The 22,663-nt window shown below is 71.5% G+C and carries 22 protein-coding genes, 1 tRNA gene and 1 pseudogene (1 of these 24 cut by a window edge); 12 read left to right on the top strand and 12 right to left on the bottom strand.

Annotated features, from left to right (window positions below; translation table 11 throughout):
* Positions 1 to 79 precede the first annotated feature (79 nt).
* From xoxF1 to ASF18_RS01165, 4 genes are all read right to left on the bottom strand, one after another.
* Positions 80 to 1,882 carry a lanthanide-dependent methanol dehydrogenase XoxF1 gene (xoxF1, locus tag ASF18_RS01180; RefSeq protein ID WP_056220255.1) on the bottom strand — a complete coding sequence of 601 codons (1,803 nt, stop codon included), beginning with the start codon at positions 1,880 to 1,882 and terminating at the stop codon, positions 80 to 82.
* Between the two features lie 671 nt (positions 1,883 to 2,553).
* Positions 2,554 to 3,330 (bottom strand): ATP-binding cassette domain-containing protein, encoded by a 777-nt coding sequence (locus ASF18_RS01175; RefSeq protein ID WP_056348587.1) that lies wholly within the window; start codon positions 3,328 to 3,330, stop codon positions 2,554 to 2,556.
* A complete protein-coding gene (locus ASF18_RS01170) occupies positions 3,311 to 4,048 on the bottom strand; it encodes an ABC transporter permease subunit (protein WP_056220251.1) in 738 nt (245 codons plus the stop codon). The genes ASF18_RS01175 and ASF18_RS01170 overlap by 20 nt, the downstream gene beginning before the upstream one ends.
* A gap of 44 nt (positions 4,049 to 4,092) precedes the next feature.
* Complete coding sequence (locus tag ASF18_RS01165; protein ID WP_056270584.1) at positions 4,093 to 5,085, bottom strand: ABC transporter substrate-binding protein; 993 nt, start codon at positions 5,083 to 5,085, stop codon at positions 4,093 to 4,095.
* A gap of 261 nt (positions 5,086 to 5,346) precedes the next feature.
* On the opposite strand from ASF18_RS01165, the gene ASF18_RS01160 reads away from it, so the two are divergent.
* The gene (locus tag ASF18_RS01160) at positions 5,347 to 5,724 is read left to right on the top strand and encodes a 4a-hydroxytetrahydrobiopterin dehydratase (RefSeq protein ID WP_056348584.1); all 378 of its coding nucleotides are present in this window, start codon (positions 5,347 to 5,349) and stop codon (positions 5,722 to 5,724) included.
* Positions 5,725 to 5,739: 15 nt separating this feature from the next.
* On the opposite strand, the gene ASF18_RS01155 is transcribed toward ASF18_RS01160, so the two are convergent.
* Genes ASF18_RS01155 through ASF18_RS01145 form a run of 3 tightly spaced genes read right to left on the bottom strand, consistent with a single transcriptional unit; the run spans position 5,740 to position 7,503 of the window.
* The gene (locus ASF18_RS01155) at positions 5,740 to 5,961 is read right to left on the bottom strand and encodes a hypothetical protein (RefSeq protein WP_055949561.1); all 222 of its coding nucleotides are present in this window, start codon (positions 5,959 to 5,961) and stop codon (positions 5,740 to 5,742) included.
* Between the two features lie 56 nt (positions 5,962 to 6,017).
* Positions 6,018 to 6,863, bottom strand: coding sequence for a metallophosphoesterase (locus ASF18_RS01150; RefSeq protein ID WP_056220241.1), 846 nt, complete (start codon positions 6,861 to 6,863; stop codon positions 6,018 to 6,020).
* 19 nt (positions 6,864 to 6,882) lie between these two features.
* Entirely contained in the window at positions 6,883 to 7,503 is a 621-nt protein-coding gene (locus ASF18_RS01145) for a cation transporter (RefSeq protein ID WP_056348581.1), read from the bottom strand.
* Positions 7,504 to 7,738: 235 nt separating this feature from the next.
* Between ASF18_RS01145 and croR the strand changes: the two genes are divergently transcribed.
* The 9 genes from croR (at position 7,739) to ASF18_RS01100 (ending at position 17,008) form a co-directional block, all read left to right on the top strand.
* On the top strand, positions 7,739 to 8,218 hold the full coding sequence (croR, locus tag ASF18_RS01140) for a 3-hydroxybutyryl-CoA dehydratase (RefSeq protein WP_055949554.1): 480 nt from the start codon (positions 7,739 to 7,741) through the stop codon (positions 8,216 to 8,218).
* Positions 8,219 to 8,300: 82 nt separating this feature from the next.
* The gene (locus ASF18_RS01135) at positions 8,301 to 9,053 is read left to right on the top strand and encodes an RNA methyltransferase (RefSeq protein ID WP_056348691.1); all 753 of its coding nucleotides are present in this window, start codon (positions 8,301 to 8,303) and stop codon (positions 9,051 to 9,053) included.
* A gap of 169 nt (positions 9,054 to 9,222) precedes the next feature.
* A complete protein-coding gene (gene crtI / locus ASF18_RS01130) occupies positions 9,223 to 10,803 on the top strand; it encodes a phytoene desaturase family protein (RefSeq protein ID WP_056220235.1) in 1,581 nt (526 codons plus the stop codon).
* A complete protein-coding gene (locus tag ASF18_RS01125) occupies positions 10,800 to 11,231 on the top strand; it encodes a DUF2141 domain-containing protein (protein WP_244472513.1) in 432 nt (143 codons plus the stop codon). Before crtI (ASF18_RS01130) ends, ASF18_RS01125 begins: the two co-directional genes overlap by 4 nt.
* Before the next feature lie 7 nt (positions 11,232 to 11,238).
* Entirely contained in the window at positions 11,239 to 12,225 is a 987-nt protein-coding gene (locus ASF18_RS01120; RefSeq protein ID WP_056348578.1) for an ABC transporter ATP-binding protein, read from the top strand.
* Positions 12,222 to 13,415 (top strand): ABC transporter permease, encoded by a 1,194-nt coding sequence (locus tag ASF18_RS01115; RefSeq protein ID WP_056348574.1) that lies wholly within the window; start codon positions 12,222 to 12,224, stop codon positions 13,413 to 13,415. The genes ASF18_RS01120 and ASF18_RS01115 overlap by 4 nt, the downstream gene beginning before the upstream one ends.
* A gap of 124 nt (positions 13,416 to 13,539) precedes the next feature.
* Positions 13,540 to 15,066: a phytoene desaturase family protein gene (gene crtI, locus ASF18_RS01110; protein ID WP_056348571.1), complete on the top strand. Its 1,527-nt coding sequence runs from the start codon at positions 13,540 to 13,542 to the stop codon at positions 15,064 to 15,066.
* An 11-nt stretch (positions 15,067 to 15,077) separates the two neighbouring features.
* Positions 15,078 to 15,878 carry a lysophospholipid acyltransferase family protein gene (locus ASF18_RS01105; protein WP_056348568.1) on the top strand — a complete coding sequence of 267 codons (801 nt, stop codon included), beginning with the start codon at positions 15,078 to 15,080 and terminating at the stop codon, positions 15,876 to 15,878.
* Complete coding sequence (locus tag ASF18_RS01100; protein WP_056348565.1) at positions 15,878 to 17,008, top strand: glycosyltransferase; 1,131 nt, start codon at positions 15,878 to 15,880, stop codon at positions 17,006 to 17,008. The genes ASF18_RS01105 and ASF18_RS01100 overlap by 1 nt, the downstream gene beginning before the upstream one ends.
* On the opposite strand, the pseudogene cutA reads toward ASF18_RS01100, so the two are convergent.
* Positions 16,987 to 17,303: pseudogene (gene cutA / locus ASF18_RS22695) on the bottom strand (divalent-cation tolerance protein CutA). The gene ASF18_RS01100 and the pseudogene cutA overlap by 22 nt on opposite strands.
* 136 nt (positions 17,304 to 17,439) lie before the next feature.
* Here cutA and ASF18_RS01095 point away from each other — a divergent pair.
* Positions 17,440 to 18,210, top strand: a complete 771-nt coding sequence (locus ASF18_RS01095) for an NAD kinase (protein WP_056220208.1) — start codon at positions 17,440 to 17,442, stop codon at positions 18,208 to 18,210.
* Between the two features lie 7 nt (positions 18,211 to 18,217).
* Here ASF18_RS01095 and ASF18_RS01090 read toward each other — a convergent pair whose 3' ends face one another.
* The 3 genes from ASF18_RS01090 to ASF18_RS01080 all read right to left on the bottom strand — a co-directional run bounded on the left by ASF18_RS01090 (position 18,218) and on the right by ASF18_RS01080 (position 21,511).
* A complete protein-coding gene (locus ASF18_RS01090; protein ID WP_056348561.1) occupies positions 18,218 to 19,885 on the bottom strand; it encodes a DUF2336 domain-containing protein in 1,668 nt (555 codons plus the stop codon).
* Complete coding sequence (locus ASF18_RS01085) at positions 19,882 to 20,988, bottom strand: hypothetical protein (protein WP_056348558.1); 1,107 nt, start codon at positions 20,986 to 20,988, stop codon at positions 19,882 to 19,884. The genes ASF18_RS01090 and ASF18_RS01085 overlap by 4 nt, the downstream gene beginning before the upstream one ends.
* 103 nt (positions 20,989 to 21,091) lie before the next feature.
* On the bottom strand, positions 21,092 to 21,511 hold the full coding sequence (locus ASF18_RS01080; protein ID WP_056348555.1) for a rhodanese-like domain-containing protein: 420 nt from the start codon (positions 21,509 to 21,511) through the stop codon (positions 21,092 to 21,094).
* Positions 21,512 to 21,597: 86 nt separating this feature from the next.
* Between ASF18_RS01080 and ftrA the strand changes: the two genes are divergently transcribed.
* Positions 21,598 to 22,584: a transcriptional regulator FtrA gene (ftrA, locus tag ASF18_RS01075; RefSeq protein WP_056348553.1), complete on the top strand. Its 987-nt coding sequence runs from the start codon at positions 21,598 to 21,600 to the stop codon at positions 22,582 to 22,584.
* A 52-nt stretch (positions 22,585 to 22,636) separates the two neighbouring features.
* On the opposite strand, the gene ASF18_RS24190 is transcribed toward ftrA, so the two are convergent.
* Positions 22,637 to 22,663 (bottom strand) — tRNA-Gly (locus ASF18_RS24190) (it continues 77 nt past the right edge of the window).

The raw sequence follows: 22,663 nt of genomic DNA, 5'->3' as shown, positions 1-22,663 counted from the left end.
TTCTTCCAATTCTAATCATAAAGGTGCCGGCGCGGAAACCCGCGCCGGCACCCTATGATCTACCGTTGCGTGCGACCGATTAGTTCGGCAGCGAGAAGACGGTCAGCTGACCACCGAGGTTGGTGTAGTTCGAGAGGGCGGCGTAACCACCCACCGCACCGAGACCGGCGTTCGGGTCGGTCAGGCCGGCCGCGAGGCCGATGCCGGCCCAGCCACCGACACCCGACAAGATGCCGACGTACTGCTTGCCCTTGTGGCTGTAGGTCATCACGTTGCCGATGATGCCCGACGGGGTCTTGAACTTGTAGAGCTCCTTGCCGGTCTTGGAGTCGACGGCCTTCAGGTAACCCTCGAGGGTACCGTAGAACACGACGTCACCAGCGGTGGCGAGGGCGCCGGACCACACCGAGAACTGCTCCTGGTTCGACCACTTGATCTTACCAGCGACGCCGTCCCAGGCGATGAAGTTACCCATGCCGCCGTGGCTGTTGGGGGCCGGGTACATGGCCAGCGTCGCGCCGACGTAGGGCTGACCCGGGGTGTAGGAAACCCGGAACGGCTCGTAGTCCATGCAGACGTGGTTGGTGGGCACGTAGAACAGGTTGGTCTTCGGCGAGTAGGCCGCAGGCTGCTGGTCCTTGGTGCCGAGAGCGGCGGGGCAGATACCCTTGGAGTTGGTATCCTCACCGTTCTGCTCGGTGGAGTACTTGGCCTGGACGAGCGGACGACCGTAGGTCTTGGAGCTCTTGTCCATGTCGACCTTCGAGGCCCAGTTCACGACCGGATCGAACTTCTCGGCGACCAGGAGCTCGCCGGTGGCGCGATCGAGGGTGTAGCCGAAGCCGTTACGGTCGAAGTGGGTCAGGAGCGGACGCTCCTTGCCGTCAACCTTCTGATCCGTGAGGATCATCTCGTTGATGCCGTCGTAGTCCCACTCGTCGTGCGGGGTCATCTGGTAGACCCACTTGGCGGCGCCCGTGTCGGGGTTACGCGCCCAGATGGTCATGGACCACTTGTTGTCGCCCGGACGCTGCTTGGGGTTCCAGGTCGAGGGGTTGCCCGAGCCGTAGTACATCAGGTCGAGCTTGGGATCGTAGGAGAACCAGCCCCAGGTGCAGCCGCCGCCGGTCTTCCACTGATCGCCTTCCCAGGTCTTCAGCGAGGAGTCCTTGCCAACCGGCTTGCCGAGCGAGGTGGTCTTCTCGGGGTCCATGATCATGTCGGCGTCGGGGCCCTGGGAGTGGCCGCGCCACACCTTCTTGCCCGTCTTGGCGTCGTAGGCGGTGACGTGACAGTTCACGCCGAACTCGCCGCCGGAGATGCCGACGATGATCTTGTCCTTCACCGGGAGAACGGTGGCGGTGTTGGTCTCACCCTTCTTGGGGTCGCCGTTCACCACCGACCAGTTCACCTTGCCGGACTTCGCGTCCAGCGAGACGACGGTCGTGTCGGCCTGGTGCAGGATGATGGCGCCATCGGCGTAGGCGAGGCCACGGTTGACCGTGTCACAGCACATCACCGGAATGACCGACGGGTCCTGCTTGGGCTCGTACTTCCAGACGATCACGCCGTCCTTGTCGAGGTCGAGGGCGTAGACGATGTTCGGGAATGGGGTGTGAACGTACATCATGTTGCCGACGACGAGCGGGGAGCCCTCGTGGCCGCGCAGCACGCCGGTCGAGAAGGTCCAGGCCACCTGGAGCTGCTTGACGTTGCTGGCGTTGATCTGGTCGAGCTTCGAATAGCGCGTGTTGGCATAGTCGACGGTCTGAAGGACCTGCTCGGCCGGGTTGGCCGTGCGCTTCAGGACGTCTTCGTTGGCGAACGCCGTGGTCGAAGCGACCATGCCGGCGCCGAGTGCGAGAAGATGTACCGCTCTCATGGATTCCTCCGACAGATCTTGCAGCCGCCATCATGCGGAAAACCCGCAGGATCACGCCGTGATCTGACTGTTTGCGACAGGGATAGGTTCGCCTCGGTAGCGGACGCCAAACCCTTATTTCCAAACCACTAATGGCCAGGACGGGGTTTGTGTAGTCAGGGGCCGCTATCCCTTTGCGGCGCCCCTCGAAACCGAAGCTTGAATGAACTCTAAGAAAAATTCGGCCGGCGTCAACTCGCTTGCGCCCTGTGCTTCCAGGCTTCGCACAAGTCCTCGTGAGCCTTTGGCCGACATTCTGTCAGGCTCACGCTTCGCAGCATCGGATTGTGCGTTGCAATATCTCAAATTGGTAAGACAAAGTGTTTTAAACAGCTTGGCCTCATCATCATGCGTTTGGCGCATGTAGCCTGAGCTTGGCCGGTGTGGTCATGCGATCGAAGCTGCGTTCGCGTCAAAGGAGCCCCTGCGAGGAGATGCGTTCGTGAAATAAAATGCTAAAAAGGAGGTATATTTCAAAATCACGTGCCGGGGCGGGGGATTGTGATGGTCATATCCGGCATCCGCGGAACCCTGGAGGATGCTCATCGGATGCGCGGTCTCGCCGCATCCGGCATGGCAGAAGTGAAGACAGCGCGCGATCGAGGCGCGAGCATTGTCCGATCCAGGGCGAATCAGCTTGCGATGATGCCCGGGAATCGGGCGGCGAGGGACGCTCGGTTTGCCTCCATCCAGCCGCGTTCGCGCTGGCCCCGCGGCCGATCCAGGGTGATCGTGCCGAGGAGGCTCGCCGGTCGTCCCGAGACCAGGAGCAGGCGATCGGCGATCTCGAGGGCCTCGGCCACGTTGTGGGTGACCATGAGGACGCCCATGCCGGAGCCCTCCACCGCCGCGACCACGAGGCCGCGCAGGGCCGCCGCCGCATTGTCGTCGAGGGAGACGAAGGGCTCGTCGAGGATGAGGATGCGCGGCTTCTGCGCGAGCGCCCGGGCGAGCGAGACCCGCCGTGCCATGCCCAGCGACAGAGCGCCCGGGTAGCGGCCCCGCCAGGGTGTCAGGCCGAGAGAGTCGAACAGGGCATCGAGGTTCTGGGTGCGGGCCGGCCGCGGCAGGGCAAGGCGGACGTTCTGCTCGACGGTGCGCCAGGGCAGCAGCCGCGGCTCCTGGAACGCCATGGCGATGCCGGCCTCGTCCGGCGGCGGCGTGACGCGGCCCTCGTAATCGGCGTCGAGCCCGAGGAGGATGCGCAGGGTCGTGGTCTTGCCGGCCCCCGAGGGGCCGATCAGGCAGGTGATGGCGGCCGCCGTCACCGTGAAGGCGAGGTCGCGCACCGCCTCCACGGGCTCCGGGCCGGCACTGCCATAGACCTTGCGGAGGATGTCGACCCGCAGGGCCGCGCCCGCGCCGTCGGAGGCGGAAACGGCCATCCCCTCAGCGCCAGCGTCGGACATAGGCTTCGAGCCGCTGGAGGATGAGGATGTCGATGGCGATCATCACGCTCATGAACACGATGCTGTAGCCGACGATCGCCGCCACGTTCAGGCTCTGGACGAAGTAGTAGTTGATCGCGAAGCCGACGCCGTTGGGCCGGCCGAGAAGCTCGATCACCAGCACGATCTTCCAGGCGAGCGACAGGCCGGAGCGCGCGGCGGCCACCGCGAAGGGCTGGAGCTGCGGCACCAGCACGTGCGCGATCCAGGTCCGCCGGTCGAAGCGGTAGCTGCGCGCCATCTCCTCCAGTTGCGGATCGAGGCCGCGGGCCCCCTCGCGCAGGATCACGGCGACGTTCGGCAGCTTGTTCAGGACCACGGCGACGATGGCGGCCGCCTCGTTCAGGCCGACCCAGATGTAGGCCAGCACCGTGATCACCAGGGCGGGCGTGTTGAGGAGAATGAGGAGCGGGGTGTCGAGGACGAGGTTGAGCCGGCGCGAGCGCCCGAGGGCGATCCCGAGGAGCACGCCCAGTGTCATGGCCAGGAAGAAGGAGATGCCGACCCGCGAGAGGGTGATGCCGACGTTCCACCACAGGTCGCCGGTGGCGGATTCGCGCACGATGAAGTCCAGGATCGCCAGGGGCGCCGGCAGCAGCCGCGAGCCCGCGGCCGAGGCCGCGACCTGCCACCCCGCGAGGAGGACCAGCACGGAGGCGAGACGGGTGGCAAAGCCCATCGGATCAGGGCGTCGGACGCGCGGAGGGCGGGCGCGGGGCGGCCTCAGCCATTGCCGGTGCCGTCGAAGTACAGGCCCGCGGGGAGCGTCGTACCCGCGCCGACCAGGCGCTCGCCGCCGAGCCGGGCCATCACGCTGAACAGCGTCTCGCCGTCTTTGCGCTCCGTGGCGAGGGGCCGGCGCGGGATGCCCGCGAGGAAGTCGCGCTTCAGGACCTGGAAGGTAGCCTCGTCGTCAGCCGACATCAGGGGGCGCACCACGTCCCAGGCAGCGGGATCGTTGGCGAGGAGATCCTTGGCGGCCTTGGAGGCGCGGGCGAACCCCGTCACCGCCTCGCCCTTGTCCTTCACGGTGGCGTCGTCGAGGAGGTAGCCGATCAGGGCCATCGAGCCGGTGGCGCCGAAGGCGCGCATGATGTCGTCCGAGCCGATCAGGCGACGGAAACCCTTGGGCTCCAGGCGGGCGCAGTAGGTCCAGTACAGCAGCCCGGCATCGAGCTCGCCCTGCTCCAGCTTGAGCGCCAGGAGGGGCGGCGCGCCGAACGCGATGGTGGCCTGGGTCTCGAGGTCGATGCCGACGGTGTCCCGGGCCTGGGCCTTGAGCAGGAGCCAGTTCTTGTCGAGGGGGCCCCCGGCCACGCCGAGGCGCTTGCCCTTGAGGTCGGCCAGCGTCCGGATCGGGCTGTCGCCCGGCACCATCAGCGAGCCCTCGGTGGTCGAGTAGGGGAAGAAGCGGATCGCGCGGCCCTCGTTGCCGAGCCGTGCGGCCCAGAGCAGGTCGCCCACGATGGTGTCGACCTGGCCCCCCAGGAAGGCGATCCGTGCCGCGTCGTTGCCGGCGAGCTTGACCACGTCGAGGGTGAAGCCGTTGGCGCTGTCGAGGCCCCGCGCCTTGATCACCGCCGCTTCCCAGGAGACCGTGCCGAACGGCAGGCTGCCCACCCGGAAGGACGGCCCGGCCGCCCGCGCCGGCCGGGCGAGGCTCCAGGGCAGGGGCAACAGTGCCGCCGTCGCGAGCAATCCGCGCCGTGACAGCATGAGGGACTCTCCCTGGTTTCCAAGTCGAACGCTCGGGGTGTCCCGTGAAGGCCGGCGTTGGTTGGCAATCTTCATAGGAGGTCGGGCCCAGGGCGTCCACAGGACGAATTGGCAAGTCCAACGGGCGGATGGTCGCTTCCGAACTGGCCAATCCTTCCGGATCCGGCGCGACACCTTGCGAACCGGGCGTGATCCCTTGCGCACGGCCGGGGCCGGGCGCAGAGAGTCGGCAACGCTGCGTGTTCGAGGGAGAGTGGGACCATGGCCGGCACACGGGACGACGTGATCGACGACGCCACCGTCACGGAGCGCCTCGCGCGCGAGCTTCCGGCCTGGCGCCTGGAAGAGGGCTGGATCCGGCGCACCTACAAGACCGCGAGCTGGAAGGGCACGCTGATGGTGATCAACACGGTCGGCCACCTCGCCGAGGCCGCCTGGCACCACCCGGACATCACCGCCTCCTACGCCTGGGTCGAGGTTCGGCTGACCAACCACGCCGCCAAGGGCATCACCGAGAAGGACTTCGCCCTGGCCGCCAAGATCGAGGAGGTGGTCGGCTGGCAGCCCGGCACCGAGGGCGGCGCGCTCGAGGGCACCCCCACCGATCCGCGCTTCGCCTACATCAAGTACGACAAGTAGTCGGCCGCGTCCGGGTCAGTCGGCCTGCTTCACCCGGCGGCACTCGGTCTTGAGGTAGCTCGTCTTGCCGACCTCGTCCCGTAGGTCGGTGCGGGCGATGATCTCCTGCCAGCCGTTGGTGCAGCCGAGCTCGTTGGCGACGCGGACCTTGCGGACTTCGCTGGCCTTGTCGTCGGTGCAGGCCTCGATCGGGATCCCGTTGGCGCAGACGAGGACCACGGCGATGAAAGCGTTCATGGGCGAGCTCCGGCGGTTCGTTGCCGGACAGGTACGCCACCGGCGCCCCTCCGGTCTCAATCGATCGTGAGAATGTGATCGGCGGAGAAGTCCCGCCCCTCCACCGGGTTCGCCACCCAGCGGGTCCGGCCGATCCACAGGTCGTGCCCGGCATGGAAATGGCCCGAGACCCAGAGGTCGGGCCGGTCCGCCTCGGGCAGGTCTTCCAGGGCGGTGGTGGCGTAGAAGGCCGGGACCCACCAGGGCACGCCGGGCACGTGGCGGAACGCCTCGGCCGCGCGCGGGCTCGCCGGGTGATGGGTGACACAGACGGTCGGGCCGGCATGGGGCTGCGCCAGGGCGGCGGCCAGCAGGGCACGCTCCCGCTCATGGGCCGCCATCGCGTCGGCGGGCGACCAGGCCGTGCCGTCACCGTTGCGGATGGAGCCCCGATACTCCCGCGAGCCCGTGACCGGATCGGTCATCCGCGCGGCCGCGTAGGCGACCGGATCCGACGGCGCGTCGGCGCCGCTCTCGTCGAGCCAGAGGCCGGCCAGCGACCAGTCGCTCCACAGGGTCGTTCCGACGAAGCGGACACCGTCGAGGACGATCGCCGCCCCGCGCTGGAGCAGGTGGATGTCCGCCCCCTCCCCGTTCAGGCGCAGTACCTCGGTCTCCAGGGCGGCGAGGAGTTCCGGAGCCGTGCGCCGGTCGCCGGTGGGCGCGTAGTGCTCGTGGTTGCCCGGCACCAGCACGATCGGGCGTCCCTGCGCCAGGGTCATCAGGGCCGCGAGCCCCGATTCGGGCCTGCCCTCGTGCAGGTCGCCGGGGCAGACCAGCACGTCGAAGGGCCGGGTCGGGCGCGGGATGACGTCGAGGCGCCGGCGCTCGAGGTGCAGGTCGGAGATGGGGAACAGGCGCATGGCGGGGGCTCGAAGCCTCTCAGGGAACCGGACTCTCGGACACGGCCTTGGCCGCGCGCCACTCGGCGCGGGCGGCCTTCAGGATGTCGCCCGCCGAATCCGCGTTGAGGATGGCGATGCCGGCCGCCGCGATGAGGTCGGGCCAGGCCGACAGGGTCAGGGCGGTGGCGAGGCCGGCGGCGATGATCGCCAGGTTGGCGAAGGCGTCGTTGCGGGCGGAGAGGTAGGCCGCCCGGGTCAGGCTGCCGCCGCCCGAGCGGTGGCGGGCCAACATCATCGCGCAGGTGAGATTGACCGCCAGCGCCCCCATGCCCGTGAGCGTCAGGGGGATCGGGGCCGGCGGCGCCATCGTGGCGAACTTGATCCAGGCGGCATAGGCGGTGGCGAGCGCCGGCAGGAGCAGGATGACGGCGAGGACGGCCCCGAGCCGCGCCCGGTTGAGCACGCTCCAGCCGATCCCGGCGAAGATCAGCAGGTTGATCGCCGCGTCCTCGAGGAAGTCGAGGCTGTCGGCGATGAGCGCCAGCGAGCCGATCGCCAGGGCGACCGTGATCTCGATGCCGAAATACGCGAGGTTCAGCCCGGCGACGCGGGCGACCACCGGGCGCAGGGTGGCGGACGGGGTGGGCGTGGCGGACACGGGCGGCGGCTCGTCTCGTGACGGTGCGGTCTTCAAGGTGAGGTCCCCGGACCCGGGCCCGGCGCCTCGCGGCAAGGGTCTCCATGGCGCGAAGTGCCTCCGTCTGTCGAGGCTCACGACTCGGCGCGATGCTTTTCGGCTGCCGGATACTGGATTTGGCCCGCCGCCTGTGCGAGGCGAAAAGCCACGCCGCACGAGACCCGCGTGCCACACCCGAAGTCAGGGGAAACTGCCGATGATGCCCGAACTGCGCGTCCTGTACTTCGAGGATCTCGAGGTCGGCCTGTCCGAGACGCTGAACAAGGTCATCGCCTCCTCCGACGTGGTGGGCTTCGCCGAGATCACCGGCGACCGCAATCCGATCCACCTGTCCGAGCACTTCGCGGCGCGCACGCCCTTCGGCACCCGGATCGCCCACGGTCTCTACACCGCCGGCCTGATCTCGGCGGTGCTCGGCACGCGCCTGCCCGGCCCCGGCGCGGTCTATATCAGCCAGACCCTGAACTTTCGCGCGCCCGTGCGCATCGGCGACACCGTCGAGGTCACGGTCGAGGTGGCCGAACTCGTCCCGGAGCGCCGCCGTGCCCGCCTGAAATGCACCTGCTCGGTGGCCGGTGAGGTCGTCCTCGACGGCGAGGCCCTGGTGAAGGTGCCGACCAAGGCTGAGGCCGATCCCCTGGCGGTGCGCATGGGCGGGCGTCCGGCGAGCGCCTGACGCCGCCTTGGCCGCCCCTTGCCGACCCGCGCCGATCGCCATCGAGGATCCCGCCGACCCGCGCCTCGCGCCCTATACGGCGATGCGCGAGCGCGACCTCGTCGGGCGTGCCGGCCGCTTCATCGTCGAGGGCGAGGTGACCCTGCGGGTCATGCTCTCGGCCCGAGCCCGGTTCGGCCTCGAATCGATCCTGCTGGCGCCCGAGCGCCTGGCCGGCCTGGAGGCGGCCCTGGCCCGTCTGCCCGAGCCCGTGCCCGTCTACACCGCGGCGAAGCCCGTGATGAGCGCGATCACCGGATTTCCGATCCATCGCGGCGTCCTCGGCGTGGGCCTGCGCGGGGCGGAGGCCACGGATGCCGTCCTCCCCGGCCTGCCGCCCGCCCCGGCACCGGCCCTCGTGGTCGGTCTCGTCGGCCTGACCAACCACGACAATGTCGGCGGCCTGTTCCGCAACGCCGCCGCCTTCGGGGCCGACGCGGTGCTCCTCGATGCCGGCACCTGCGATCCGCTCTACCGCAAGGCGATCCGCGTCTCGGCGGGCGCCGCCCTGATCGTCCCCTTCCTGCAACTCGCCGATGCGGACGCGCTCCTGGCCTTCGCGGCGCGTCACGCCCTGGAGCCCCTGGCCCTGAGCCCCGGCGGAGCCGAGACCCTGGCGGCCCTGGCGCCCCCCGACCGGACCCTGCTCCTCCTCGGAAGCGAGGGGCCGGGCCTGCCGCCGGACCTGATGGCGCGCCTGCGCACCGTCCGCATCGCGATGGCGCCGGACTTCGATTCGCTCAACGTCGCCACGGCGGGCGCGATCGCGCTGCATCACCTGTCCCGGGCCGCCTGACGGCGGATCGCGGGCGTCCGCGGCCCGATGGGCCGGGGATGCGCGACACTGCGCCCCCATTGCCGCCTGCACCGCTACGGTCAAGATTAGACCGCGAGCCCTGGACGGACCATGCTCCCGCGCCACATGGATGAGGCGCGTGGGCCTGTAGACGATGGAGTTTTGAGCGTTGTTGCAGTCACGGGACGGCTTGCGGACTTTGTCCGGACGCCGCGTCATCATCGTCGGTGCCGGTCCCGGCGGCCTCGCCACCGCACTCCTCCTCGCCCGCGCCGGCGTGCACGTCACGTTGCTGGAGAAGGATCCGGCGGTGGGCGGACGCACAAAGACCGTCGAGGCGCCCGGGGGCTTCCGGTTCGACATCGGCCCGACCTTCTTCCTCTATCCGCAGATCCTCGCCGACATCTTCGAGACCTGCGGCGAGCGCCTGGAAGACCACGTCAAGCTCGAGCGCCTCGATCCGCAGTACCACCTCGTGTTCGAGGCGGGCGGCGAGATCCGCGCCACGAACGACATGGACCGCCTCGAGGCCGAGGTGGCGCGCATCGCGCCGGACGACGCCAAGAACGTGCGCAAGTTCTTCGCCGACAACCGGGTCAAGCTGAAGTTCTTCAAGCCCGTCCTGGAGCAGGCCTTCCATACCCTGCGGGCCATGGCCTCCCCGGCCATGATCGCCGCCCTGCCCCACCTCCATCCGGGGCGCAGCGTCGACAAGGACCTGCAGCGCTACTTCAAGGACCCGCGGGTCCGCCTCGCCTTCGCGTTCCAGACCAAATACCTCGGCATGTCGCCGTTCCGGTGCCCGAGCCTGTTCACCATCCTGTCGTTCCTCGAATACGAGCACGGCGTCTACCATCCGGTCGGCGGGTGCGGCGCCGTCTCGGAGGCGATGGCGGGCCTCGCCCGCCGGATGGGCGTCGACATCCGCCTCGGGGCGGGCGTCGAGCGGGTGCTGTTCGAGGGCAAGCGCGCCAGCGGCGTCGTCTGCAACGGCGAGACCCTGCAGGCCGACGCCGTCGTCATCAACGGCGACTTCGCCAAGGTCATCCAGGACCTCGTGCCGCAGCAGCATCGACCGCGCTGGCGCGACACCAAGATCGCGAAGGCGCGCCTCTCCTGCTCGACCTTCATGCTGTATCTCGGCCTCGACGGGCCGATGCCGGAGGCCCTCGGCCACCACACCATCCTGCTGTCGGAGGATTACGCCCGCAACATCCGGGAGATCACCGACGGCATCCTGCCGATGCAGCCCTCGCTCTACGTGCAGCATGCGGGCTTCACCGACGGCGGCATGGCGCCGCCCGGTCAGACCAGCCTCTACGTGCTGGTGCCGGTGCCGAACCTGAAGGCGGGCATCGACTGGAAGGGGCTACGGGAGACTTATCGCCGCCTCGTCCTCGACCGCCTGAAGCTGCTCGGCCTCGGCGACATCGAATCGCGCATCCGGTACGAGCGCATCGTCGACCCGACCGAGTGGCGCGACGACTTCTTCGTGCACGAGGGGGCCACCTTCAACCTCGCCCACGACCTGATGCAGATGCTCTACTTCCGCCCGCACAACCGCTTCGGGCCGGGGCTCTACCTCGTCGGCGGCGGAACCCATCCGGGCTCCGGCCTGCCGGTGATCTACGAGGGCGCGCGCATCACCGCCCGCCTCCTGATCGAGGAGCTCTCCGCCGGGCGCGTCGGGGCCGCCAGTGCCGGCATCCCGGCCACCGCGCCCCTGGCCACCTCGGGCGACGCCACTTGAGGGGGCTGTCGCGGCCCCTGGCCGGTCTCTGCGCCCTCGTCCTGGTTTCGGGGGCGGCCCGGGCGGCCTCCGTGGCGGTGGAGGTCGAGGGCATCGAGCCCGGCGGCCTTGTCTCCGTCGCCCTGTGCCAGGACGGCCTGTCCGAGGCCGATTGCCGGACCGGGCAGCAGGCCGAGCCCCAGGCCGCTGCCCAGCGCTTCGTCTTCGCGAACGTGAGGCCCGGGATCTACGCGGCGGTGGCCTATCAGGACACCAACCGCAACGGCCGCCTCGACCGGACCGGCCTCGGCCTGCCCCTCGAGCCCTACGGCTTCTCCGGCGAGTCCGTCCGGTCCGCCCGCCCCGATTTCGCGCGCGCGCGTTTCACCGTGCGGGAGCCGGGCGTCGGCGTGCGGGTTCGCCTGTCGCGCGCGCTGCCGCCCCGCTGAGCGCCGCGTGAGCCTCCCTTCCGAGCCGCTCCTGCGGGTGGCCGGCGCCGCCCTCGCCTATCGCGGCACCCGCGTGCTGGAGCGCGTCGACCTCGCCCTCGGCGCCGGCGAGACCCTCGCGCTCCTCGGCCCCAACGGCGCCGGCAAGACTTCGCTGATGCGCCTCGTCGCGGGTCGGCTCGCCCCCCGTGCCGGCAGCGTCCGCGTGGCCGGCGACGATCCCCATCGGACGCCGGCGGCGCGCCGGGCGATCGGCTGGGTGCCCCAGGAAATCGCCCTCTATCCCCGCCTCTCGGTGGCCGAGAACCTGTCGGTCTTCGCCCAGCTCGCCGGCATCCCCCGGCGCGGGCGGGCCGAGGCGGTGGCGACGGGCCTCGCCCTCTGCGCCCTCGGCGAGGTCGCCCGGCGCCCGGTGGGGCTGCTCTCGGGCGGCTACCAGCGCCGGGTCAACATCGCCGCCAGCCTGATGGCGCGACCCCGCCTCGTCCTCCTCGACGAACCGACGCAGGGCGTCGACCTGCAAGCCCGGGCGGCCATCCATGCGGTGCTCGCGCGCCTGCGCGAGGCCGGCACGGCCCTCCTCGTCGCCACCCACGACTTCGCCGAGGCCGAGCGCCTGGCCGACCGGGTCGCCATCCTGGCGCAGGGGCGGATCGTCACCGACGGCCGCCTGTCCGATCTCCTCGCCCGCATCCGCGCCGAGGCCCCCGAGCACGAGGCGGCCCTCGTCGCCCCCGCCGATGGGGCGGCGGAGGCGGTCCTGCGCCAAGCGGGCTTTGTGCCCCTCGACACCGGCTCGACCTGGCGGGCGCGCCGCCTGAGCGGCACGCCCCGCGACGGCGCCGACCTGCTCGCCGACCTCCGGAGCGCGGGCGTGCCCATCGCCGAGATCCGCATCCGAGCCCCCGGGCTGGAGGCGGTGTATCGCGATGCGCTGGCGGGATCCGCGCCGCCGGCCGCGGACGAGCTCGCCGAACGGGAGACCCCCGCATGATCTCGGCCGCCTTCCGCGTGATGCTGCTCGGCCTGGTGCGCGACCGGGCCGCCCTGGTCATGGCCTTCGTGCTGCCCACCGTGATCTTCGTGATCTTCGCCGCGATCTTCTCCGGCGCCCTGGGCGACCGCATCCGCATCCATGTCGGCCTCCTCGACTTGGCCCGGACGCCGACGACGCAGCGCCTGATGCAGGCCCTGGAGGCGGACCCGTCCCTCCGGGTCGGACGCCTCGCCGCCTCCGATCTCGACGGCGCCGTCGCGGCGGTGCGCCGGGGCGAGGTCGACGTCGCCCTGGTGCTGCGCGGCGACCTCGAGGCCGGCTCGTCCCGCGCCGACCAGCCCGTGGTGCTGATCGAGAATCCCGCCAAGGCCCTCGCCACCCCGATCGCGCTGGGCCAGCTCCAGCGCGTCCTCAACGAGGCCCTGCCCGACGTGGTTTTGGCCCGGATCGTCGCCGACGTGGAGCGCTCGGGCAAGATCGGCCCGGACGAACGGGCCTTCCTCAACCAGGCCTTCGCCGAGCAGCGCGCCCGCAAGGAGCCCTTCGCCTTCGCCTCTCTGGTGGAGCGACGCAGCACCGCCTCGGGTGCCACCAACGATCGTGTCAGCTACTACGCGGGGGCGATCACGGCGGTGTTCCTGCTCTTCGCCGCCATGCAGGGCGCCCTCTCCCTCGTCGACGAGCGCCAGTCCGGGCTCGCCGACCGGCTGATGGCGGGGCCTGGCGGGCTCAGTGTGGTGGTGCTGGGCAAGTTCCTGTTCCTGGTGGGCCAGGGCTTCGTCCAGGCCGGGCTGATCTTCTCGGCCGCCGCCCTCCTGCACGGCGTCGACATCCTGCCCCATGTGGGCGCCTGGCTGGTGACCTCCCTCCTCGTCTCGGCGATGGCGGCCGGCCTCGCCCTGGCCGCGTGCGCGGCCTCCGCCACCCGCCAGCAGGCGCACCTGGCCGCGACCTTCGGCGTCCTCCTGCTCTCGGCGGTGGGCGGTAGCATGGTGCCCCGCTTCCTGATGCCGCCCTGGCTGCAGGAGGCTGGCTGGCTCACTCCCAACGCCTGGGCGATCGAGGCCTACCAGAACGCCTTGAGCGAGGGCTGGGCCGCGGCGCTGCCCGCCTGGGGCGTGATGGCCGCCGTGGCGGCGGCGGGGTTGGGGGTCGCGCTGGGGCTGGTGTCGCGGCAAACGAGCTAGGAAGGTACGGGCGAAGACGGCGTCGGTCCACGCCGCGACCGGTTAGCGCGTTGACCGCGCGGCCATCCGGTCTAGCTTCATGCAGGGTATGGGCTTTCGGACCGGCCCGGGGAGTGACACGAACATGCGGGCTGGGTCTTCGGTCGCCGTCGTCGGCGCAGGGTTGGGCGGCTTGGCGGCTGCCTGCGTGAGCGCCGCGCGCGGCCACACCGTCACGCTCTACGACAAGAACGACTGGCTCGGGGGCAAGGCCGCGGTCCTGCACGAGGGCGGTTTCCGCTTCGACATGGGGCCGACCATCCTCACGGTGCCCAAAGTGCTGGAGCGCATCTTCCAGGAGGCCGGACGCAACATCCACGACTACCTGGACCTGCGCCGCCTCGATCCGCAGTGGCGCTGCTTCTTCGACGACGACACCCAGCTCGACCTCATGGCCGACGTGCCCACCATGGCCGCCGACATGGAGCGCTTCGCGCCCAACACCGGCGCGGGCGAGGGCTACAAGAAGTTCCTCGAGATCTCCGAACACCTGCACGACGTCTCGAACAAGTTCTTCTTCTGGAAGCCGGTCGAGGATTTGTTCGACACGATCAACATCCGCGCCAACATGAATCCCGGCACCTTGCGCGACGTGCTGTCCCTGCGCATGGGCTCGTCGGTCGCCGGCACCATCCGCTCGAAGGTGAAGGATGCGCGCCTCGCGCAGATGCTTGACCACTTCGTCCAGTATGTCGGCTCCTCGCCCTACGGCGCGCCCGCCGTGCTCTGCGCCATCGCCCACATGCAGACCGCCGAGGGCGTCTGGTACCCGATGGGCGGCACCCGCGCCGTGGCCGAGGCCCTGACCAAGCTCGCCTCCGAACTCGGCGCCACCCTGCGGCCCGGCGACGAGGTCACCGGCCTCGCCATCGAGCAGGGCGCGGTCAAGGGCGTGCGGACCGCCTCCGGCGTCACCCCGTTCGACGCCGTGATCTCGAACATGGATTCGGTACGCACCTACCGGGAACTCGTCGGCGGCGACGTCGGCAAATCCTACGAGAAGAAAAGCTTCGAGCCGGCCTGCTCCGGTGTCGTCCTCTATCTCGGGCTGAACAAGCGCTACGAGCACCTGAATCACCACGACTTCGTCTTCTCCCGCGACCCCGAGGAGGAGTTCGACTACATCTACCGCAAGGGCGAACCGGCCCCGGACCCGACCGCCTACCTCGCTGCCCCCTCCTCCACCGACCCGTCGGTGGCGCCCGAGGGCGGCGAGGCGCTCTACGTCCTCGTGCACACGCCGTATCTACGCCCGCACCACGACTGGTCGAAGATGTTCCCGGCCTATCGGCAAGTCATCCTCGACAAGCTCAAGCGCACCGGCAACATGCCCGACCTCGAGGAGCGCATCGTCGTCGAGCGCCACCTGACGCCGCAGGACATCCACGAGCGCTACAAGGTGCTCAACGGCGCGATCTACGGCCTGGCCTCGCACGGCAAGTTCATGGGCGCCTTCAAGCCGGGCAACCGCTCCCGGCAGGTCCGCGGCCTCTACCTCTCCGGCGGTGCGGCCCATCCGGGTCCGGGCATGCCGATGGTGATGATGTCGGGCTGGATCGCGGCGGATGCCCTCGACACCGATGCCCGGGGAGAGGAGCGCGCCAGCGCCTGAAGGCCCGACGCATGTCCCGCGAGGACGGCCCCGCCCGATCGCCCGCCCTGTGGCGGTTCATGGTCGGGTATTTCGACCGCTACATCCGACGCCATCTCAACGCCCTGCGGCTCGCCCGCTGGGGCGTGCCAGCCTGCGCCGACCATCCCGGGCCGGTGGTGGTCTACTGCAACCATCCGGCCTGGTGGGACGCCGCCGTGGTCATCCTCCTGGCCGGACGGCTGTTTCCCCGCCGCGAGAGCTATGCGCCCTTCGACGCGCGGATGCTGGAGAAGTACGCGGTCTTCGCCCGCATGGGGGCCTTCGCGGTGGACCTCGACTCGGCCCGCGGCGCCGCCCAGTTCCTGAAGGCGACGCGGCGCATCCTGGGGGCGCCGAACCGGATGATCTGGATCACCGCCCAGGGGCGCTTCCAGGACGTCCGCGCCCGGCCTCTGGGCCTGCGCGCCGGCGTCGGCCGCCTGCCCGAGATCGCACCCGACGCCCTGTTCGTACCGCTGGCCCTCGAATACGCGTTCTGGGAGGAGCGCGGTGGCGAGGCCTTCGCGGCCTTCGGGGCGCCGATCCCCGGAGCCGAGCTGCTCGCCCTGTCCCGGGCCGAGCGCCTCGCCCGGATGGAGGCGGACCTGACCGCTACCCTCGACTGGCTCAGCGCCGACGTAGTCGCGCGCGAGGCCGGACGCTTCACGCCGCTCGCGTCCGGTGCCAAGGGGATCGGCGGGATCTACGATCTCTGGCGGCGCCTCGGGGCCGTCGTCACGGGCCGGCGCTTCGAGCCGGCCCACCGCCAGAAGGGAGATCCGGTTCCGTGATGCTCGGTTTCGCGATCCTGGCCCTGGCCTGTGCGCTGCTGCCCGCCCTGGTCGCCTGGGTGAACCTCTCGATTCTGCGCACCCCCGAGCCGGATCTCGACGTCCGGGCACGGGTCTCGGTGCTGATCCCGGCCCGCAACGAGGCCGCGGTGATCGCCGCCACCGTGCGGGCCGCCCTGTCGAGCGCCGGTGTCGCCCTGGAAGTGCTCGTCGGCGACGACCATTCCACCGACGACACCGCCGCCATCGTGGCCGCCATCGCCGCCGAGGACCCGCGCTTGCGCCTCGTCGCGATCCCGCCCCTGCCCGAGGGCTGGACGGGGAAGAACCACGCCTGCGCGCGGCTGGCGGAGGCCGCGACCGGGACGCATCTCCTCTTCGTCGATGCCGACGTGAGCCTGGCGCCCGCGGCTGCGGCGGCCCTCGCCGCCCATGCGCGCCGGACCGAGAGCGCCCTGGTGAGCGGTGTGCCGCGCCAGTTGATGGGCTCGCTGGGCGAGCGCCTGACGGTGCCGATGATCAACTTCCTGCTCCTCGGCTACCTGCCGATGGCGATGATGCGGGCCTCCCCGCGCCCCAGCCTCGGGGCCGCCTGCGGCCAGCTCATTCTCGTCGGTCGCGAGGCCTACGCGGCCACCGGCGGGCACGGCGCCGTGCGCACCAGCTTGCACGACGGGGTCGTACTGCCGCGCCGCTTCCGGCAGGCCGGCTACCGGACCGACCTCGTCGCCGGGCACGCCCTGGCGACCTGCCGGATGTACCGCGGCTTCGCCCAGAGCTGGGCCGGCTTCTCGAAGAACGCCCACGAGGGCATGGCGACCCCGCGGGCCCTGCCGGTCTGGACCCTGCTCCTGGTCGGCGGGCACGTCCTGCCCTGGCTCCTCCTCTTGGCGGCCCTGACCGGCCTTGAATCCGGCCACGCCGCGTTCCTGGCCTTCGCCGCCGCCCTCGTCTCCCTGGCGACCCGGGCGGCGATCACCCTGGTCACCCGCGAGCCCCTGGGGACGGTTCTGCTCCACCCGGCGACGGTCCTCGTCGCCCTGGCGATCCAGTGGACCGCCCTCCTGCGGCGCAAGGGCAGCGGCACGCCTCTGTGGAAGGGCCGGAGCTACCCGATCGGCGGCCCTTGAGTCTCCGCCGCGATCCAGGCCGCGGTGTCGGGATCGGCCCCCGCCACCGGCAGGTGCAGGATGATCGGCGTCTCGTAGGGGTGGCGCCGAGGGCCTCGGCGAGGCCCTCGCGGCTCTTCAGGATCGCGACGACCTCCGAGCCCTGCTTCACCGCGCCCTTCCAGGCGTAGACGGAGAGCATCCCCGGCAGGACGTTGACGCAGGCCGCGAGGCGCAGACGCACCAGCGCCTCTCCGACGGTCAGGGCGGTGCCGGCATCCGGGAAGGTGGTGTAGACGAGAAGCGGCCGCTCCATGCTATGGGTCTCCGACCAGGGTTCCGCCGCTCCACCGGCGGGAGCGGGCCGGCGGGACTGCCGGCAGGACTGGGAACGGGACGCTGGAGCGAAGGCTCCGCGTCGGCAAGGTGGTCGGCAAGGCGGATGTGAGCCCATGGCCCGGCGTTTCGAACGGCTTGCCTTCGTCGCAAGTCCCACGGAGGACGCCCGCCAGGCGGCCGCGACCCTGATGCGGCGCTACGACCACGTGCCGCCGGACGAGGCCGACGTGGTGGTGGCGCTCGGCGGCGACGGGCTGATGCTCCAGACCCTACACCGCTTCATGCATGCCGGCACGCCGATCTACGGCATGAACCGCGGCACCGTCGGCTTCCTCATGAACGAGTTCCGCGAGGACGGGCTGATCGAGCGCCTGGAGAACACCAAGCGCAGCATCATCCACCCGCTGATGATGGAGGCCGTGGACACGGAGGGGCGCCGGCACCAGGCCCGCGCCCTGAACGAGGTCTACATGCTGCGCCAGACGCACCAGACCGCCAAGCTGCGGATCTCGATCGACGGTCATGTCCGCCTGCCGGAGCTCATCGCCGACGGCGTGCTCGCGGCGACCCCGGCGGGGTCCACCGCCTACAACCTGTCGGTGGGCGGCCCGATCCTGCCCCTCAACGCCCGGCTCCTGGCCCTGACGCCGATCTCGGCCTTCCGGCCCCGGCGCTGGCACGGGGCCCTGCTGCCGGACTATGCCCGCATTCTCATCGAGGTGCTCGACGCCGCGCACCGCCCGGTGGCGGCGGTGGCCGACCACACCGAGTTTCGGCGGGTCTGCACGGTGGAGACCTGGCTCGACCACGCCACCAACCTGACCCTGCTGCACGATCCCGGCCACAGCCTCGACGAGCGCATCCTGCGCGAGCAGTTCGGCTGATTGCCCCTCACGCGGCGAGGCGCGCCCGGTCCTCGCGGTAGCTGGCGATCAGCGCCTCGGGGATCGCGTCGAGCACGACCTCGGTGGCGAGGGCACGGCGCCGGGCGCGGCTGCCCTCGAACTCGGCGAGCAGCGCGTCGGAGAGTCCGTCGAGGATCAGGCCCACCGGGTCGGTGCGCCCCGTCTCGACGTCGGCTGGCGCCTCGGCCGGCACGACGGCCCGGATCGCCACGACAGGGGCGACGTCCGATTCCACCGGCGCATCCGAGGTCGGCAGGTCCGCGACGACGGGCGGCGCCTCCGCAGCGGAGTCGACGGCCACCGGCGCGGTCTCTTCCTGGATCGCTTCCGAGGTTCCTTCCAAAGCCGCGCGCGCGATCGCCGCGACGGTCTCGGCGACCGGTTCGGGGGCTGCGGCGCCCGGTGCGGCCTCCAGGGCCTGTGGGGCGTCCCAGTCGGCCAGAACCTGGCGCTGGGCCTCGCGCCATTCGGCGTCGAGGATCTCGCGCTCGATCCGCAGGATCTCGCTGCGCTCGGCCTCGGCGGCGAGTTCGCGGGCGAGCACCCGGGCCTCGTCGCGGGCGGCCTCCGCCTCGAAGCGGGACAGGAGCGCCATGACGCTCTGCGCCTCCGCGAAGGGCATCGTCTCGCAGGCGGTCAGCGCCCGCTCGATCATCAGGCGCGACAGGCCCGCTCCGGCGCTGGCGATGGCACCCTGCCCCGCCTCGCGCCAAGCCGACAGCGCGGCGCTGAAGGCCGGCAGCAGCACCGGCGGAAGGCCGGCCTTGCGGTGCAGGGCCGCGAAGGCGGCGGTGGAGGCATCGTGCATCAGCCCGGCCACCCGGCGGACGGGGAGGCCGGCCAGGTCGGCCAGGGCCATCTCGGCGAAGGCCATGTTGCCGGACAGGATCGCCCGCAGCAGCAGGCCGGCATTGAGCTGGCCGCAGGCCTTCAGGTGGGCGACGAGCCGGGCGAGGTCGACGGGATGGGCCTCAATGCAGAAGGCGAGCGTCGTGCGCTCCTGCGCCTCGCGGCTGGCGCGCGCGCTGCGGGCCGGGGTGAGCCAGCCGGAGGACACCGCGAAGGCGGAGAGCGATTCGGCGAGGCGCGTGGTCACGCTCTGGCGCACTTCGAGGGGCAGGTAGGGCCGGGCCAGGACCGCCTCGCGCAGGGCGGCTACGTCGCCGTGGCGCTCCACCATCCGCATCAGGCTGCCGGTGGTGATGTGGGCACTGCGGTTGCGGGCGAGCACGACCAGGGCCTCGGGCTCGGCGATCTCGGCGAGCGCCCCGGCGACGGCCGGCGACAGGTCGAGCCGGCCCGCGATGGCGCGGCGGGCGGCGAGGCACCCGATGGCGACGCCGTCGACGAGGTCGGCGTCGCTCAGCACGGGCGAGCGGGCCAGCACCAGGGTGGCGATCTCGGCCTGGTCGCCCGCCAGCGCCACGATCAGGGGACGGGGGGCGTTCGCGCAGGCGGCGCAGGCCTCCGCCAGGGCTCGGCGCACCAGGCTGGAGGGGTCGTCCAGGAGGGCGAGGAGTGCGGCCTCCGCCTCCCAGGCCACGTCCTCGCCGAGACCGTCGTAGAGGTAGGCCCGGGCCAGCGCACCCGCGGCCTCCGCCCGTCGCGCCGCGGAGGTGTGCTGCGTCCAGGCGAGGAACTGGCGGATGATCATGAGCCGCTCCGGATCGTGAAGAGGGACAGGTCGAGGGGGGCGCCGGGGCGGGGCGACTGGCCGGAGGCGCCGAACTCCGCCGGACGGCGCGGCGGTAGGGGGGCTCCCACCAGGGCCGCGGAGGCGGCCGGCACGGGGTTGGCGGCAATCGCCGGCGCGGCGACGGGGGGCGCGCCCCCGGTCACGCTCTCGGTGCCGTCCGAGCGCGGGAAATAGGTCGGCGCCGCGCGAGCCGGCTCCGGCCGAACCGCATCGGTCCCGCCGCTGCGCCCCTGCCAAAGGCGGGCGACCCCGGCCGAGACGCCGCCCTGCTGGCGCGGATCCGTCTGGAACATCGAGCGCAGGCCGCCCTCGTTGAGGGAGGCGTAGGCGGTGGTGCCCTCGGGCAGGCTGATCGTGGCGGCGGGGGTGGCCGGCGCCGCGCCCGTGCGGGCCGCGGCGAGGTGGGCGTAGAGCTCGGCCGCGCCGCGGGGGCGCCCGGTCCTGTCGTAGAACAGGCCACGATTGGCGGCCGCCGCCTCCGGCATGTCGAGGGCGGCGGCCCGGGCCGGGCTCGCCTGGGCGGTGGCGATGAGGGCGGCGGCGCCGCGCGCGCCGAGGACGTGGGCGGCGTAGAGGTCGCCGCCGGTGGGCTCGCGCCCGAGGGCGCCGGTCAGGGCTTCCCGGTTCTGCTCGGTCAGGGCCCCCGCCAGGGTGGCGGCGATCCGCGGATCGCGGCGCAGGTCGAGGATGGTCTGCTTGGCCGCCGGATCGCTCACCGCGTAGGTGCCGTCGGCGCTCTTGGTGATCGCGTCCGCGTAGGTCCCGAGGCCGAGGCGGGGACCGGCGGTCTTCAGGGTGCCGAGCCACGTCTGCTCGATGAACTGGAACAGGCCGGTGGCCGAGGAGGTACCCGCCTTGGCGGAGGGGTCGAGGGCGGATTCGCGCTGGGCCGTGGCCAGGAGATAGTCGAAGCCCGCGCCGGAGGTCTGTGCCCCGTCGCGGATCGCCTCGATGACCCCGCTCGACGCCCCCGTGCGCCCGGCGGCGCCGTCGCGCGTGCCCAGGTCCCGGCTGACGCCGGAATCGCGGGCAGTGGCGGGGGGCGTGGTGAAGAGGAACATGGCCGTCCGGCTGGGGGCGGACCCAGGCGCCGCCCCAACGGCAACTTTGTTCTCCCTATGGTAAAGGAAGATTGAAGAGCCGGCTCGCGCACGATGCCCGATTTCAGGATTGGCCCCCGCCGGACTGGTCTTCACCCGCGAAGGCCAAGTCCTCGTCCGCCCAGCCGGTCAGGCCGCCGAGCATGAGCTTGACCATACGCCCGAGCTCGGCGAGCCGCAGGGCCGCCCGGTCGGCTCCGTTGCAGTGGGGCCCGGCGCAGTAGACCACGAACAGCGTGTCGGCGGGCCAGGCGGCGAGGCGCTCGGCCGTGATCAGCCGGTGCGGCAGGTGCACGGCGCCGGGGAGGTCACGGCGCCGGAACGCCGCCGCCGAGCCGACGGCGTGCAGCAGCACGAAGTCGGGCGGGCCGGCCTCCAGGGCCGCCGCCACGTCGGCGCAATCGGTCTCCAACTCCAGGCGACGCCGGAAGTGATCGCGGGCGATGGCGGGCGGACAGGCGGGTATGGCGGTCACGGGGCTCATTGGGGTTCTCCGTCGCAGGGGACGGCAGACCTAGCAGCGGGCGCGCCCCTTGGCGGCGGCCCGGATTGCCGGTTAGCGTCGCGATCATGCCAAAATCGCAGGCGCGCCTGTCCCCCGCCGACCGTCTCGTGGTGGTGCTGGCCTATGACGGCCTCTGCACCTTCGAGTTCGGCGTCGCCGTGGAGATCTTCGGCCTGCCCCGCCCCGAGATGGGGCCGGACTGGTACCGCTTCGCCGTGGCCGGGCTCGATCCCGGGCCCATGCGGGCCGAGGGCGGCGTGCGCCTCCTCGCCGATGGCGGGCTCGATCTCCTGGAGCGTGCCGGCACCATCGTGGTGCCAGGCTGGCGGGGTGCGGACGAGCCGGTCCCCGAAGCCCTCTCCACCGCCCTGCGGGCGGCCGCGGCCCGCGGGGTGCGCATCCTGTCGATCTGCTCCGGGGTCTCCGTGCTCGCGGCGGCGGGCCTGCTCGAGGGGCGCCGCGCCACCACCCATTGGCGCCATGCCGAGGCCCTGGCCGCACGCCATCCCGGCATCCGCTTCACCCCCGACGTGCTCTACGTGGACGAGGGCGCGATCCTGACCTCCGCCGGCTCGGCCGCCGGGATCGACCTCTGCCTGCACCTCGTGCGCCGCGATTTCGGGCCGGCCGCCGCCAATGCCGTCGCCCGGCGCCTCGTCGTGCCGCCCCACCGGGACGGCGGCCAGGCCCAGGTGGTCGCGGGTGCGGTGCCGACGCTCCACGAGGCGGCGCGGATCGGGCCGCCGCTCGATGCCATGCGGGCGGCGCCGGCCCGGGACTGGCCGGTCGCCCATCTGGCAGACCGTGCGGGCATGAGTCCCCGAACGCTCCTGCGTCGCTTTTCCGCCGCCACCGGCACGACGCCGGCCCGTTGGCTCCTCGATCTGCGCCTCGCCCGGGCCCGTGACCTGCTGGAGCAGGCGGACCAACCGCTCCAGGCCGTCGCCGAGGCGGCGGGCTTCGCCACCGCAGCGACCCTGCCCCAGCAGTTCCGCCGGCGTTACGCGGTGACGCCCGCGGCCTACCGGGCCACCGCGCGCACGCGACCTTGACGCCGCGCCGCCGAGCGATGGCCCGCCAACGAAAAAGCGCCCCGGAGGGCGCTGGGTGGGATCTGGAAGGATTGGGAAT

Source organism: Methylobacterium sp. Leaf89 (assembly GCF_001422215.1).
Classification (GTDB): Bacteria; Pseudomonadota; Alphaproteobacteria; order Rhizobiales; family Beijerinckiaceae; genus Methylobacterium.
The sequence above is the reverse complement of the archived record's forward strand: the minus strand, read 5'-3'. Positions and strand labels throughout refer to the sequence as shown.

What these genes read in the sequence shown, in the direction of transcription:
- xoxF1 (WP_056220255.1), bottom strand. Translation starts at nt 1,882, where the DNA reads ATGAGAGCGGTACATCTTCTCGCACTCGGCGCCGGCATGGTCGCTTCG.
- ASF18_RS01175 (WP_056348587.1), bottom strand. Translation starts at nt 3,330, where the DNA reads ATGTCCGACGCTGGCGCTGAGGGGATGGCCGTTTCCGCCTCCGACGGC.
- ASF18_RS01170 (WP_056220251.1), bottom strand. Translation starts at nt 4,048, where the DNA reads ATGGGCTTTGCCACCCGTCTCGCCTCCGTGCTGGTCCTCCTCGCGGGG.
- ASF18_RS01165 (WP_056270584.1), bottom strand. Translation starts at nt 5,085, where the DNA reads ATGCTGTCACGGCGCGGATTGCTCGCGACGGCGGCACTGTTGCCCCTG.
- ASF18_RS01160 (WP_056348584.1), top strand. Translation starts at nt 5,347, where the DNA reads ATGGCCGGCACACGGGACGACGTGATCGACGACGCCACCGTCACGGAG.
- ASF18_RS01155 (WP_055949561.1), bottom strand. Translation starts at nt 5,961, where the DNA reads ATGAACGCTTTCATCGCCGTGGTCCTCGTCTGCGCCAACGGGATCCCG.
- ASF18_RS01150 (WP_056220241.1), bottom strand. Translation starts at nt 6,863, where the DNA reads ATGCGCCTGTTCCCCATCTCCGACCTGCACCTCGAGCGCCGGCGCCTC.
- croR (WP_055949554.1), top strand. Translation starts at nt 7,739, where the DNA reads ATGATGCCCGAACTGCGCGTCCTGTACTTCGAGGATCTCGAGGTCGGC.
- ASF18_RS01135 (WP_056348691.1), top strand. Translation starts at nt 8,301, where the DNA reads ATGCGCGAGCGCGACCTCGTCGGGCGTGCCGGCCGCTTCATCGTCGAG.
- ASF18_RS01115 (WP_056348574.1), top strand. Translation starts at nt 12,222, where the DNA reads ATGATCTCGGCCGCCTTCCGCGTGATGCTGCTCGGCCTGGTGCGCGAC.
- crtI (WP_056348571.1), top strand. Translation starts at nt 13,540, where the DNA reads ATGCGGGCTGGGTCTTCGGTCGCCGTCGTCGGCGCAGGGTTGGGCGGC.
- ASF18_RS01105 (WP_056348568.1), top strand. Translation starts at nt 15,078, where the DNA reads ATGTCCCGCGAGGACGGCCCCGCCCGATCGCCCGCCCTGTGGCGGTTC.
- ASF18_RS01100 (WP_056348565.1), top strand. Translation starts at nt 15,878, where the DNA reads ATGCTCGGTTTCGCGATCCTGGCCCTGGCCTGTGCGCTGCTGCCCGCC.
- ASF18_RS01095 (WP_056220208.1), top strand. Translation starts at nt 17,440, where the DNA reads ATGGCCCGGCGTTTCGAACGGCTTGCCTTCGTCGCAAGTCCCACGGAG.
- ASF18_RS01090 (WP_056348561.1), bottom strand. Translation starts at nt 19,885, where the DNA reads ATGATCATCCGCCAGTTCCTCGCCTGGACGCAGCACACCTCCGCGGCG.
- ASF18_RS01085 (WP_056348558.1), bottom strand. Translation starts at nt 20,988, where the DNA reads ATGTTCCTCTTCACCACGCCCCCCGCCACTGCCCGCGATTCCGGCGTC.
- ASF18_RS01080 (WP_056348555.1), bottom strand. Translation starts at nt 21,511, where the DNA reads ATGAGCCCCGTGACCGCCATACCCGCCTGTCCGCCCGCCATCGCCCGC.
- ftrA (WP_056348553.1), top strand. Translation starts at nt 21,598, where the DNA reads ATGCCAAAATCGCAGGCGCGCCTGTCCCCCGCCGACCGTCTCGTGGTG.